Genomic DNA, 13,905 nt, shown 5'->3' with positions numbered 1-13,905 from the left:
CTCACCGCCCCATAAGGATTGAAAGCATCTGGGTGATCGGAGTCGTGTCCCCTACCACTTGGTCCAGGTCAATGTCGTAACGAGCGGCGCGTACGCCTGGGGGCACCGTACCAGGCGTGAGCCGAGGAAACCCGTCGGTCACCAGTCGGAAATCGCACGATACGTTGGCGAGCTTGCGTACATATCGGTCGGCCTGCGAATCAAGGTATCCTGCATGAAGCAGCGCGACACGGAGATCCGCCACAGATGCACCGGCCTCGGCCAGTGCGTCTTCAAGCGTCTTCACCAGCATCGGCAATGTCATACCTTCTTCGCATGGCCGGAATCGACATGCGCACACGTAAAGCGGTTGCCGAACAGAGTCGTCGAGTTGCTCAAGCGAGAGGATCTTCGCCGGGAAACCGGCGATTGCTAGCGTGCTCTTCACCTCGATTGCACCCGAGCCAAGTTCGAAGTCTTGAAGCCCGTCCAAGGGACCCACCCAAGCGTTCAAAGCAATTTGCGCTGGAACACCGTTCGCCAACAGTTGATTGAGGCAAGTGAGTTCACCTGCCAACCCAAGTTCCGCTTCCGGACCTAGCGCCAGATCACCGTTCTTCATGAACGATTGCCACGCGCGAATGCGGCCCAAGAAAGCTTGAAAGAGAGCACCATCGTGAGCCGCTCCGCGAGAGGCGAGCACGGACGATACGTCCTCCGCCATCAACGTGAACATATCGAGCGAGGCCGACGCTTCGCGAATCAACGCGACCCAGGTCTTTCCATCAGCTTCTAGCTCTGCGCGCTCCACACGAAACCCATTGCCCTTGGGAAACGCTGCACTGTTTGCTTGGCTCAGCGTACGAAATCCAACGAGGATCGCCTCCGCGTTATCTGGAAAGTGTCGGCCCGCAAGGGCGCCGACGGTGCCGGCCGTCGAAATGGGGATGCACCGCCAGCCGGATTGCTGCCCCGTATCGGACAACGCGCGCCAGGCAAGAGCAATCTCAGACTTACTCTGAAGCGCCATACTGCTGCTCCCAGAGGACATTGTTCACCTTGTATTCCACCTTGGTGCCAGATTCGCTGCCAGGGAAGCTGATGCCGAACGCAATCACCGGCCCCTTGCCCTTCAATGAATCGACCTTCGATTCTTCCGGGTCTAGCAGATAAAGTAGCAATAGTGCCGTTTCAGGACGACGCGCAGCTCGCAGCGATATGCCGCTTGGCACAGTCGGTGCTTCGGTGCTGGAGTTTCTTCCGGGATCCTTGTGCCACTTTTTGCGAGTAGCATTCAAAGCCGAAAGCCAAGCGGTCTCTTCGATATCGAGACCTTCGTCCCTCGGTGACAGCAGGCGGCCGATTGAATAGCGATCGTCGTGCTTTGGTTTCGCCGTACGCACCATTCGCGGGACAGGTTGTCCTCCAACCTCCTCCACTCGCTCGTTCACACTACCTCCGATCACTGCAACCGTCCAAGACGTCAACTCACCCGCTCTTGCCATCGCGGCGACGAACTCTGCAATCACTCGCGAGTTTACTTTAAGGGCTTCAGGATGAGTCTCGTAGTCCTGCAGGAAGGCGACCACAGCCTCCCAGGACACGTCTTTCCACATGGCCGCAGCCCAAGACTCCGTCGTGCCATTTCGCTTCTGAGAGGGCTTCCCTCGCGACGGGCCTAGCGTCGCGGATAGACGACGGAACGCGTCCAGATTGCTTTTATGCTTTACGGGATCTCGGAAGAGAGTCACGGTTTCCACGACGCTCCCGCTAAACGATAGGTAAAGCGATTTGGCCGAGCGCATTTTCAAGCGAGAGGTCACCATGAGCACCGGATGGGACTTGACCTTTAGGCCGAAATCAATCGGCTTTCCACCGCTAGCCACCATCTCGTCGAACTCTTCCCTCAACTCCTCCGCAGCATCTGCGATGTGTTCGAACCACTCCACCAGCTCACTAGTCGTATAGAGCCGGCACACATCCAGGTAGCCAGGGCGGTACCCGAACCAGCGCCCCATCTGCATCAGCGTGTCATACATGCGAGACGCCCGGAGGAAATAGCTGGTGCAAAGGCCTTCGAGAGTAAGCCCGCGCGCAAGCTTGTCCCCGCCCACGGCAATCACTTTCAGCCCGGTCGCACTATCTGCGTAATCGAGCGCATCCTTGGCCGTGCCATTGATCATCCGAACACTGATAGCTTCCAGGACAACGGGCAGAGCTTCTACGATGTGTTCCCAGGTCTCGCTCGTACCGGTGGCTGACAGAGACGATGCAGCCATTGCCTCTGTGGTCGGCACGAAGTCGTTCCGCCAGAGGTCTTTCAACCGCGCCAGGATGGGTTCACTCCCAATCTGTCGCAACACGCGCTGGCGCATGTGGCGCACATAGCTGTCGATGCATTGATGGACCACCTGTTGCACGGCATTGAATCTCGTCACGTGTACGAGCATGGAGGAGTGCTCCCCTCCTTGACCTCTCAGTTGGCGAATCGCACAGGTGAGGATGAACGCATCGATCGCCTCGGCGAGAGACTCGGGCAAGCCCGACTCGGTTGAGGGGTCATGCGGACGATAGGTTGCCTTGTGAGAAACCGGCATCCAACCTGACTTGCCATCCTCGGAGCAGTGATCGGAAACCACTCGCACCAGCGGCAAGCCGCCCTCCCGCCCATCTGGCCCTGCAAGCCCGAATACCTTCGTCGGACCAATGTAGTTGGACGGGGCTCCGAGATTCACAATGAAGCTCGACGGAAACAGGTCCCGGCCCTCGTCATGCGTAGCACCACGCTCGTGAATGAAGATGTTGGCAAAAGGAGTGGCCGTGTAGCCCACGTACGCCTTTCTTGTGAAGGCATGCAGGATCCTGCGTATCAGGCTGTTGATTGCTGTAGGCTGATGCTCGGGATCAGGGACGCCATCCTCGCCAATCAGCTGCTCGCCCGTATCCACAGACGCGTGATCCGCCTCATCGTCGATGACGAGCAGGGGAAGGTTCGTAACGATGCGGCGCCCCGTATCTGGATCCGATGCATTCGCAACATGACTGGTGATCCAATGCAGCAGTCGCTGCAAGACCGACTTGTTCTTCTTGATGACGAAGAGCCAGGGGCGCTGCTCGGGTGTGATGCCCAAATTCTTGGCAACCTTTGCGCTGAAATCCCCGTTATCCGATCGATTGGTCGCGTAGTTCGGCCGAATTGCAGGGTCGCCGTCAATCACCCCCACTCCGATGACGTTAAGTGCTCCATCCTGGAAGGCGCTGGTGGCATAACCAAGGAAGCCTTCGTCGAGTCGCATCTGCGTTTGCGACCGCAGGTTGTTATGCATGCCGGCGAGGACCACGATGATCTTGTAGCCTGCATCCGCAGCCTTGCTGATCAGACCCGTGTAGTTTCCGGTCTTCCCCGACTGCACGTGCCCGACTACCAAGCCACGACGGTCCCAGCTTCCGGGACGAAGAGGATCCTCGAGCGAACCCAGTACATCGTCGGTCGAAGCATCAAGGCCGTCAATGGCCGACCAAGGCAGCTTCGCCTCCTGCCATTCACGATAGCGTTGCCAATAGCGCCAGTTATTCTTCCGCTCGGGAGTCAGCCATGGCTTGTGACCAACGTTATCGACGAGCGACGTATCCTTGCCAATCCAGACACTGAACCGGCGAATCAGCTCTTCCACGACCCATTCGCGATCCAGACCCTCCACCCAGCCGCGGTTGAGCATCAAGGCGAGCGAAATCTTCTGCTCGATCACTGCCGGCGTGATGCAGGACTTGTCCTGCTCTTCCTGCAAGAGCATCTGGACGACTTTCAGTACATTCAGGCTGTTCGCTTCGTTGAGCATTGGATGCCTTCCAACCCGTCGCTACGACAGGGTCGATATCAGTTGCGGGTAGTTACAGAAGGGATCTGTATGCAGGAGCCGCTCGCGCGCCATCTCGACAGACATCCCCTTGTGCTGAACCATGGTGCGGAATAGCACTCGCAAAACGTCTGCAACTTCTTCTGGAGGCGAGCCGCCAAACCCGGTCCGCGGACTTTCCCGGTTCTCGGCCGTATCTAGCCAGATACGCTGAACGGGGATGGTCTCCTCGATGACCCTCAGCATCGCTTTCACTTGGGGCAGCAAGCCTCCTGCTTCGTCGAGGACTCCGCGCACAGCCGCGTGGTCGAGATCGATCCGATATCGCATTCCGCCGGCGAAGTGTTCAGCGCGCCAGGCTTGTTCCACAGGCTTGTTGTCTGCGGTACGAGGCCCCATACCCCGATGCACGAAGGCCCGACGCGCACGCGAGCGTGTGTTCTCGGCGAGTTGGATCAACCAAGCCCGCAGCGCCACGGGTGGGCGAGCCGTTGACTTGCGGATATCGATCTTCCAATCTGCATCAGCAGAGTTCGGAATGTCCAGCCGGATACGGGCAAGTCGATGCGCTTCATCCTTCGTCCATGAGCGCCCCTGGCCAAGTCCGAGCCAGCTCCCGGCCACCAACAGGCGCCGATTCCGATAGACGTAGAAGCCCTGCTGCGACGTCCAGCCATCGGGTCCCTGCGCATCTTCATATTCCTTGGGACTCAGCCTGTCCTTGTGCGGCAGCACATGGCACTTCGCCTCGACGCCGTTCCCGTGTGGTGAGCGCGAAAGGGGCGATTCCCATGCTTTGGCAGGATGGCCAGCGAGGAACGGGTCCCAAGGCACCAGTCGCTTGCCGTTGATAGTGATTTTCAGAGATGGACGCGTGCCTTCGAGGTAGCGATGGAAAACCATCGACAGGTGCAGCTCTACGCGATCGATGAGTTCGAGGAAGTCCTGTTCTTTGAAGCCGTCCGTCACGATTCGATCGAGACTTTCCCATAGCACGAGTGTGCCGTGCCGTGCTTCTTTGACAGGCTCTAACCAAGGCTCCGATCCTGGTGATGGCCCCTCAAGCAAGTACCATCCGTCGCCAGTGGATTTTGCCAACACATCGAGATCCCACCGCAGACAGTGAAAACCATCCTGTCCACAAGATGCGACGGTCAGCCGTCGGCATTGGGAGAACGATGCGGTTTTCAGGCCAAGCCCGAATCGGCCGAGATCAGCCGCCGCACGCTCCTCAAGCGGATTGCGCTCTCCTAGGCGCATGGCCTTGTCGATCGCCTCGGCATTCATACCGCTACCGTCGTCCTGAATGGAAACCCGACTTTCGCCGCCGGCCCATTCGAACCGGATTGCGACGTGAGTCGCATCGGCGGCAATGCTGTTATCGACGATATCCGCCAAAGCAGTTGCCGTGCTGTAACCTAACCCGCGGAGCGCTTCAATCATGGCCGCCGCCTTCGGTGGAGCATGGCGGGAGAACGGAGGCGGGGCAGACTTCGTCGATGTTTCCATCTTTTAGTGTTGGCTCTTTCTATCTATCAAGACGCCGCACTCAATCTGCGTCCAGAAAAGCGGCTAAGGCGGTGGACCGATTGGGATGCTTCAATGTGCGTAGCGCCTTGCTCTCTATCTGCCGAATGCGCTCGCGCGTGACATCGAACAATCTCCCAACCTCCTCCAAGGTGAAATCGGTCTTCGTCTCGAGTCCGAATCGCAGCTTCAAGACTTTCGCCGATCGCGGCGGCAGGTTGGAGAGGGCGTAGTCGATCGCTTGAGCCATCTGGGCTTTGAACAGGGATTGTTCGGGAGTGGGAGAAGGGTCCATCAAGCCATCGCCAATGCTCTCCTCAATTGCGCCATCCGAACTAATGTCCAGAGACGTAGGCTCCCCCCCAGCAATCCGGAGGTACTGCTGGACCTTATCCTCGGAAGCATCCAGCTCTCTGGCAAGAGTCGTCACATTGGGCAAGGAACCCGTACGCTGCTCGATCTGTCGGGAGATGCGATTCAAGCGGTTGATCGACTCCATCATGTGCACTGGAACGCGAATCGTCCGAGCCTGATCCGAAATTGCGCGCGTGATTGCTTGCCGGATCCACCAGGTGGCGTAAGTAGAGAACTTGAAGCCGCGTCGATACTCGAACTTGTCCACGGCTTTCATCAAACCAATATTCCCCTCCTGAACAACATCAAGGAAATCGAGGCCGGAGGTCGAATACTTCTTTGCAATCGAGACGACAAGCCGCAAGTTGGCGTTTGTCATCTCATGCTTTGCTCGTAGCGTGCGCGATTCGCTCGCCTGCACCCTGGCGTGAACGTTCTTGAGCTCCCTTAGTGGCAGTCTCACCTTGGACTGCAAAGCAACAAGTTGTTGCCGTAGTTCCAGCAAAGCAGGGGCTTGGCGCTTGAGCAGTTGCTGGTCCGGTACGCCCGCAGCACTGGCCTTCGAAAACCAGTCGAGACCGATCTCGTTCCCGACAAAATGCATCTCGAAGACGGCGGCTGGGATGCCGCATTTATCCACTGCAATGCGACGGATCTCGCTTTCCAGCTCGCTGCACCGGACGACACATCCATGCAACGTGTCGCACAGTTGCGCCACGGCGCGATTCGCAATGCGAATCTTGCCCAACTCCGTGCGAATGGCGTCGCGCGCGCGGTCGTATGGAGCGGATCCATATCCATCGTTCTCCAGCGCCTGTTCCATTGCTTCGAAGTGCGGCGCGATTGCACGAAATATTTCCAACGCGTTCTGCTTGAGCACCACGAGTTCTTGCGACGAAGAGTCATCGGCGGAGTCGTCGTCTTCATCGACACGTTCGTCGTCAATTGCGCGCGTTACGCCCGACGGAAAGTAATTCTCATCGCTAATAGATATCTCATCGCCGACATCCAGATCGATCAGGCCATCAATGAGCTCATCGATGCGAGCTTCGTCATTGGCGACGCGTTCGGCTGCGGCTAGTAAATCTGCAATGATCGATGGACAATCACATAAGGCAAGGACTGTGTCCCTGAGCCCCGCTTCGATGCGTTTAGCTGTCGCAACTTCCTCTTGGCGCGTTAGCAGATCGACCGCACCGATATCACGGAAGTACAACGCACCGACGCGGTCCGCGGTGCTATTGAGTCTCTCCTGCAGGCGTGCAAGCGCGGCCGCGGCGAGGTCTGCATCAAAAGCATTTGGCTCAGGAGTTCCGTGTCTCGGCGAAAGGTCTTCCGCGTCAATGATGATGGGCAGATCAAGCAGGATGGCGATAAGCAGGGGAACAACATCTTTCCCTGCATCTCCAAATTGCGAATCGCACGCAGCAGCGATTGAAGAAGAAGACAACCTCCCGACGGCCAAACCTTCATGGATGAGGTCAGCGATGAGTGACAGATCGCCCGATTGGGGGACGAAGACACCCTGCCCTTCGGGCAAGTCAAAGGACACGTCCGTCCAATCCGCATCGCTATCTTGCGGCTTATGCCGGCTGATCGCTTTCTGCTCCTCTTCCGCTACCGCTCGACAAACAGCGTCGTTTGAAGGGATCGCAGAGATTTCCTCGGGGGCCCATCCGAACAATTCCCCTTCATCAGCAATCAAGTTGGAAGTGGCCGAACCAACTTGCGTTGCCCCCTCGTCAATGCTCTGAGCGATGGCTTCCGTAGCGAGACTGGGACGGATATCGACATACCCGGCCGAGGGAATTTTTGGGAAATCGGAAACGCAGGATAGGTTTTCCGCCCCGCGAACGATCATGGGTGCCGGCACGGGCGTCGACTGTTGCACGATGGATGCGAGTAACTCGACCACGTCCAATTTCTTGGAAGCTAGCGCTTTGGAGTAGGCGGTCGCGCCCATCTGGTCGGTGGCTAACGGATCCGCACCGTTTTCGACAAGCAGCTTGCAGACATCCAGATGGCCGTTGGCTGCGGCGATCATTAGCGGCGTGTCACCATTTGCGTCACGCGCGTTAGCGCAATCGGACCTGCGAAGCTGGAACGCCACGGCGGCTGTCACGCCGCTTTTCAGCGCAAGCTTCAGCATTGGATGCAGCTTTGCCGGCTCCCAAGTGCTCATCTGTCTTCTACATAATCTATGACGTCCCGGCGGACGGGTTACCGCTATTCGACAGAACACTGTCCCCTACCGGCGCTATTCCGCCCCTGACCGTTGCTGCTCAAGGGCCGACAGAAGAGCGATCTTTCGATTCCATCACAAGTTACGATAAGTTACAACTTGGGAAATCACCCACTTCTGCGCTTGGTGACTTTGTGCGATGCGACATGGCTTGGCTACGTTGCAAACAAAAACCCCGCGGAGCAAGGCTGCGCGGGGTTTTCTAGGCAACGCTCGGAAGCGTTGGAAGGGAATCTGGTGCCGGCTGCAGGACTCGAACCCGCCACCTGATGATTACAAATTCCCTTGTAAATCACTAAGTTACTGATACGCAAAGGAAATTGGCAATAACGTTCCGCAATACAAAACACTTTAACTTCAATAACTTAGCGTAATTGAATGTAAGCAGAAAAAACGCATCGGTGTACCGCAAGCGTACCGAAGATCCTCCGACAGACCAGCTCGGATCGGGCCGGCTACGCTTCCCTTCGGCAACGCGTGATCGTCCCAGGGCCGCTTGCCACGGCCATCTTTGGTGTCGGGAAATGAATTAGTGGAGCTCGCTGCCGATGAGATTGCGATACCGAGACGGCGGGACTAGCCGGACCTGGTTCATCGTATTACATGATCGGTATTGAGCGCCGAGCTGGGAAGCACGATCCGCGGGTCCAGAGCTTCCAGTGGATCGAACCGGAAGGGGTAGCGGGCTTCCCGCGAGGCCTTGTTTTCGCCGGCCCCTATGGGTGCAGCAAGGCGCAGTGCGCACCAGAGCTTGGTTTGCCGCTTCTCAATCGTCTCTTCCCGACCCGAAGCGACCGTGCCGCGATCAGTGGTGGACTGATGCGTTTCGTTGTCGCTTCCGCCCCATAGAGTCACCGCGATCGTCGTCGTCGTCGTCGTCGCCGTCGTCGTCGCCGTCGCCGTCGCCGTCGCCGTCGCCGTCGCCGTCGCCGTCGCCGTCGCCGTCGCTTCCATTCTTGCAAGCCAAGCTCTTCTGTACCGTCACGCCTGAATCAGGCTTCCCCTCTACGCTGAAGGTCCACCCGTTCGGCGGGTTGTAGACGGCGCGCGAGTTGTGTGTAATCGCCCGTAGGGTCAAAGAAGCACCGTGCAGGCGCGAATTTGCACGTCGACCCCGGACATTCGGTATCGAGTTGAATGCCTACGGCAGGGTGTTCCCACGCGCCCATCTTCGGCTTTAAGAAAGCAAGGAATGCGTTTGTGGCAACAAACTACCGGAACAGAATTAGAGCCATCGCGCTCGAGCGCGGAGTGCAGTATCTCGGTCACTTCACGCAGCTTACAAACCTTCCTGGGATCGTCAACCACGGACTCAAATCCAGGTTGCAACTAGTGGCTGATCAGCACGCCGCTTACGTAAGCGCGGAAGATCGGCTTGACGAAAAGTACGGCGCGATCTCTGTTTCTGTGTCCCGGGTGAGCGAGGCGCTTTTCAGACTGAAGCGTCACGCGAGTGGACACTCGGACTGGGTGGTCCTGGTTCTGTCATCGGCGATCCTGTGGGAACGCGACTGCCTGTTTTGCTGGACGAATGCCGCCACCAAAGAGATCAAGGATTGCCGCGGGTTTCGCGGCGGTCCTTGGGCATTTGGTGAGATGTTTGCAGGAAGCGACGCAGAGAGAGGTGGCATGGCCGCAAGCTGGCCCACGGATCCGGAAGCCGAGGTTCAGGTGCTGGAAAGCATCGCGCCAACCTACATTGTCTCGGCCATTGTCGGCGGTCAGAAGTGGGTTGAGCCCGTTCAGGATCTTCTCAACGCGATACCCGGCCCGCAGCGGACGGTTGAAGTACACCCGTTCGATTAGCCTCTTCCTGACACCTTCCGCCATTCGCAGCACCGCGAAAATCTCGGTGGTATCGCGGGCATCTCGATCGGCAGTGCCGCCGTGCGCCATAGGAGGCGTGGTTCCCCACGCAGCCGATCCCTTAAACGCACAAAGGCAATGATTTCTCCGGACGACACCATCGTTACCGTTGCGCCGTATTTCAAGCCTTACGTAGAACTGATTCGGGTTACTGGGGAAGACTACTACTTCCGTAAGGCTTCTACGTCATTGCTCAACGCCAATGGAAATAAGCGTATCTGGCACCCCAGGATCGAACACCGGATGCTTGCGCACCCCCACAGCGTCACCGAAGGGGAAACCTCTGAAGCAGGTGTCCGGCCCCCACCCCAGAGGAACGACTCTGCCTCCACTTAGGGACCGTGTCGGCCGACCGCTTCTAGTCGGTCTCGGTCCTCGGATCGTCTGCGCGGGAGACTTGCCTGCGTCAGAGGCGACTACCGACCCTTACCGGACAAAGAAGACTTGCGACCGAGCGGCTGCTATCAAGCGCTTGACTCACCGAACGCTTGGCGTCGTGCGTGTTTATGTTGCGGCCCACTATGTAAGTCTCTCAGGCATTAAAATTCCGCCTTTTCGCGGAGTCATCAATAAGGTTGCAAGTGAATTAAAATGCACTACCCGAACGGCGCACCTTGAGCAAGTTCCTTGCTCAATCGGGATACGCCGTTGCAGAAGGTGAACCAACTTGGCCAATCCCGCTCAGCGAAGACTAATTCCGCGCATCAAAAAGGCGACATGAACGATCAGCAAGCTATCAACTCAGCCCCCTCCATGGAGACCACGAAGGCCTCCGACACCACTCTGTCCGCATTCATCTGGAAGAACGCTGAGGACTTGTGGGGCGACTTTAAGCACATTGATTTTGGCAAGATCATCCTTCCGTTCACGCTGCTTCGCCGCCTGGAGTGCGTACTCGAGCCCACTCGCGACGCGGTCCGCCAAGCCCACGAGAAGTTCAAGGACAAGGGCCTCGATATCGACCTCATCCTGCGCCAGACGGCAAAGCTGCCGTTCTACAACACGTCGCTGTACGCGCTGAACACCTTGGGCGCTACCAAAACCAAGGCCAACCTTGAGGCCTATGTCGCTGGCTTCTCGGACAACGCCCGCGTCATCTTCGAGCAGTTCAACTTTTCGGACACGATCGCCCGCTTAGCCCGCGCGGACATCCTGTTCAAAATCTGCCAGAACTTCGCCAACACCGACCTGCATCCGGATGTTGTTCCGGACCGGGTGATGTCCAACATCTACGAACACCTGATCCGCCGCTTCGGTGCCGAGGTCAACGAGGCGGCCGAAGACTTTATGACCCCGCGCGACGTCGTCCACCTAGCCACCACCCTGCTTCTGGATCCGGACGACGAGCTATTCCGCAACAACCCTGGCCTGATCCGTACCCTCTACGACCCAACATGTGGTACCGGAGGCTTTCTGACCGACGCGATGAACCACGTCGACGGGTTCAGTGCCCAAGGTAAGGCCCCGCCTGTGCTGATTCCTTTCGGCCAAGAGTTGGAACCGGAGACCCACGCCGTTGCACTGGCGAATATGCTGCTGCGCCGCCTGGAAACCGAGCCCTCCCGCGATCTGTCAGCCAATATCGCTGGTCCCAAGTCCACGCTTTCCCAGGACGCCTTCTCCGGCAAGCACTTTCACTATTGCCTCTCCAATCCACCTTTCGGCAAGAAGTGGGAGAAGGATCAGGCGTTTGTCGAGCGCGAGGCCAAGGAGAAGGGCTTCGAGGGCCGTTTCGGCGCCGGCACGCCGCGAGTGTCGGATGGCTCGATGCTCTTCGTCCAACACCTAGTCGACAAGCTTGAACGCCCCGCCAAAGGCGGCGGGCGCGCGGCCATTATTCTGTCCGGATCGCCGCTGTTCACCGGCAACGCCGGCCAGGGTGAGAGCGAGATCCGCCGCTGGCTACTCGAGAACGACTACATCGAGGCCATCGTCGCCCTGCCCACCGATATCTTTTTCCGCACGGGTATCGGCACCTATATTTGGCTGCTGACCAACAAGAAGCCGGATGCGCGCAAGGGCAAGGTCCAACTGATCGACGCCACTGGCCTCCACAGCCCGATGCGCAAGTCCGAGGGCAACAAACGCCGCTTCATCAGCGATGATCAGATCCAAGTCATTGCCCGCCTCTACGCCGACTTCGAGACAGGCGAGAACATCCGCATCGTGGACTACCGCGATTTCGGCTACCGCCGCATCAAGGTCCAGCGCCCGCTGCGCCTCGCTGTCCACGTCACCGAAGACACCTTGACCGCCTTGCAGTCCGCCAAGGCCTTTGCAAAGCTGGATGAAGCGGAGCAGGCGGGTTGGCTGGCCCTGTTGCGCCAACACTTGGGCGAAAGTTACCCCTATACCTGGCTGGACTCTCTCCCAGCCGCCGCCAAGAAGGCCGGCCTGGGCAAGGTCGCCAAGCCGCTGGCAACCGCTCTGGAAAATGCACTCTGCGTGCGCGACCCGGACGCGCCTATCGTGGAAGTTGATGGCAAGCAAATGGCGGACAAGGAGCTGGAGGACTTCGAGAGCGTGCCGCTTGGCCAGGCTATCGACGCCTACATGGCGGCCGAAGTGCTTCCTCATGTTCCGGATGCCTGGGTGGATACCAATTACACCGACGAACGCGATGGCAAGGTCGGCAAGGTCGGCTACGAGATCAATTTCAACCGCTACTTCTACAAGTATGTGCCGCCACGCGACCTCCACGAGATCGATGCTGAGCTCAAGGCGGTAGAAGCGGAAATTGCAGCGCTATTGGATGAGGTGGCGAAATGACACCAGCGCAAAGTAATCATCCTATGAAGTACTCCGGCATTGAGTGGGTAGGAGAAATTCCCGCTCACTGGTCGACGCAGCCTTTCTACTCGTTTGCGGAAGAGGTCGATCATCCGAATGCCGGCATGAAGGAGCGCAATCTGCTGTCGTTGAGCTACGGCCGCTTGGTCCGAAAGGACATTGATCGCCTGAATGGCCTGACTCCAGCCAGCTTCGAGGGCTACAACGTCATCGAGGCCAACGACATCGTCTTTCGGCTTACCGATCTTCAAAACGACCAGACTAGCTTGCGATCCGCCCGAGCCCAGGAGCGCGGCATCATCACCTCCGCTTACGTCACCGTCCGCCCTCATGCCAATTCGCGCTTCTTTGAGTACCTGATGCGCTCGTACGACACAACCAAGGTGTTCTATGGGATCGGCGGTGGCATTCGGCAATCCATGAAGTTCGCGGATCTCAAGCGCCTTCCTGTTGTCGTCCCACCAGATGACGAAATGGAGTTGATCGCCTCCTACCTCGACTACGCCACCGCCCGCATCGACGGCCTTGTCGCCAAGAAGACCCGCTTTATCGAGCTGCTGCGCGAGAAGCGCCAGGCCCTGATCACGCACGCCGTGACCAAGGGGCTGGATGCGGGCGTGCCGATGAAGGATAGCGGGGTCGAGTGGCTGGGGGAGGTGCCGGCGAGCTGGACCATTGGCGCTGCCCGCCGCTTCTTAACGTTCAATCCATCCAAGAGGGAGATCGCTAGGCGCTCCCGCGACGAGGAAGTTTCCTTTTTGCCAATGGAGGCAATCAGCGAACGCGGCGAGCTGGACCTTACGCGGGTACGGCCGATTGGTGAGGTTGAATCCGGTTACTCATATTTCGCGAACGGAGACACCGTCATTGCGAAGATCACCCCTTGCTTCGAAAACGGGAAAGGCGCCAGCGTAGAAGGGCTGGTCGGTGGAATCGGCTTTGGCACAACGGAGCTCATCGTTCTGCGGCCATCGCCAGGTACCGATGGCAAGTTTTCCTGGTGGCTATTCTCTGCGACTGGGTTCCGTTCTTATGCCGAGGGCCACATGGAAGGATCTGCTGGCCAGAAGCGCGTTCAGGATGAATGGCTTAAGGCCCAGATGATCGCCATGCCTCCTCTTCCAGAGCAGCGCGCCATCGTCGCCTACCTAGACCGTGCTACCGCTCGCATCGATACCTTGATCGCCAAGACCGAGCGCTCGATCGAATTGCTGCGCGAGCACCGCACCGCCCTCATCACTGCAGCCGTCACCGGCAAAATTGACCTCCGAGACGCGGCATAAGGACCAG

The 13,905-nt window shown here is 58.2% G+C and carries 8 protein-coding genes; 3 read left to right on the top strand and 5 right to left on the bottom strand.

The annotated features are described in order from the left end of the window. Position 1: 1 nt before the first annotated feature. From LDO27_RS23550 to LDO27_RS23530, 5 genes are all read right to left on the bottom strand, one after another. Positions 2-1,009: a PD-(D/E)XK motif protein gene (locus LDO27_RS23550; protein WP_224044269.1), complete on the bottom strand. Its 1,008-nt coding sequence runs from the start codon at positions 1,007-1,009 to the stop codon at positions 2-4. After that, complete coding sequence (locus tag LDO27_RS23545) at positions 993-3,818, bottom strand: Z1 domain-containing protein (RefSeq protein ID WP_224044268.1); 2,826 nt, start codon at positions 3,816-3,818, stop codon at positions 993-995. The genes LDO27_RS23550 and LDO27_RS23545 overlap by 17 nt, the downstream gene beginning before the upstream one ends. Before the next feature lie 21 nt (positions 3,819-3,839). Then, entirely contained in the window at positions 3,840-5,279 is a 1,440-nt protein-coding gene (gene mzaB / locus LDO27_RS23540) for an MZA anti-phage system associated ATPase MzaB (RefSeq protein WP_224044266.1), read from the bottom strand. Between the two features lie 106 nt (positions 5,280-5,385). Further along, positions 5,386-7,899 (bottom strand): MZA anti-phage system associated sigma-70 family RNA polymerase sigma factor MzaA, encoded by a 2,514-nt coding sequence (gene mzaA / locus LDO27_RS23535; RefSeq protein WP_224044265.1) that lies wholly within the window; start codon positions 7,897-7,899, stop codon positions 5,386-5,388. An 865-nt stretch (positions 7,900-8,764) separates the two neighbouring features. After that, positions 8,765-8,944, bottom strand: a complete 180-nt coding sequence (locus LDO27_RS23530) for a hypothetical protein (RefSeq protein ID WP_224044263.1) — start codon at positions 8,942-8,944, stop codon at positions 8,765-8,767. A 215-nt stretch (positions 8,945-9,159) separates the two neighbouring features. Here LDO27_RS23530 and LDO27_RS23525 point away from each other — a divergent pair, with 215 nt between their 5' ends. From LDO27_RS23525 to LDO27_RS23515, 3 genes are all read left to right on the top strand, one after another. Further along, positions 9,160-9,765, top strand: a complete 606-nt coding sequence (locus LDO27_RS23525; RefSeq protein ID WP_224044261.1) for a DarT ssDNA thymidine ADP-ribosyltransferase family protein — start codon at positions 9,160-9,162, stop codon at positions 9,763-9,765. A gap of 777 nt (positions 9,766-10,542) precedes the next feature. Then, positions 10,543-12,594 (top strand): type I restriction-modification system subunit M, encoded by a 2,052-nt coding sequence (locus LDO27_RS23520; RefSeq protein WP_253074091.1) that lies wholly within the window; start codon positions 10,543-10,545, stop codon positions 12,592-12,594. Positions 12,595-12,617: 23 nt separating this feature from the next. Continuing rightward, the gene (locus LDO27_RS23515) at positions 12,618-13,898 is read left to right on the top strand and encodes a restriction endonuclease subunit S (protein WP_224044259.1); all 1,281 of its coding nucleotides are present in this window, start codon (positions 12,618-12,620) and stop codon (positions 13,896-13,898) included. Positions 13,899-13,905: the final 7 nt, after the last annotated feature.

It is taken from the genome of Cupriavidus respiraculi, from assembly GCF_914271545.1.
GTDB classification, from domain to species: domain Bacteria; phylum Pseudomonadota; class Gammaproteobacteria; order Burkholderiales; family Burkholderiaceae; genus Cupriavidus; species Cupriavidus respiraculi.
Note: the sequence above shows the minus strand (reverse complement) of the source record. Positions and strands in the feature narration are given on the sequence as shown.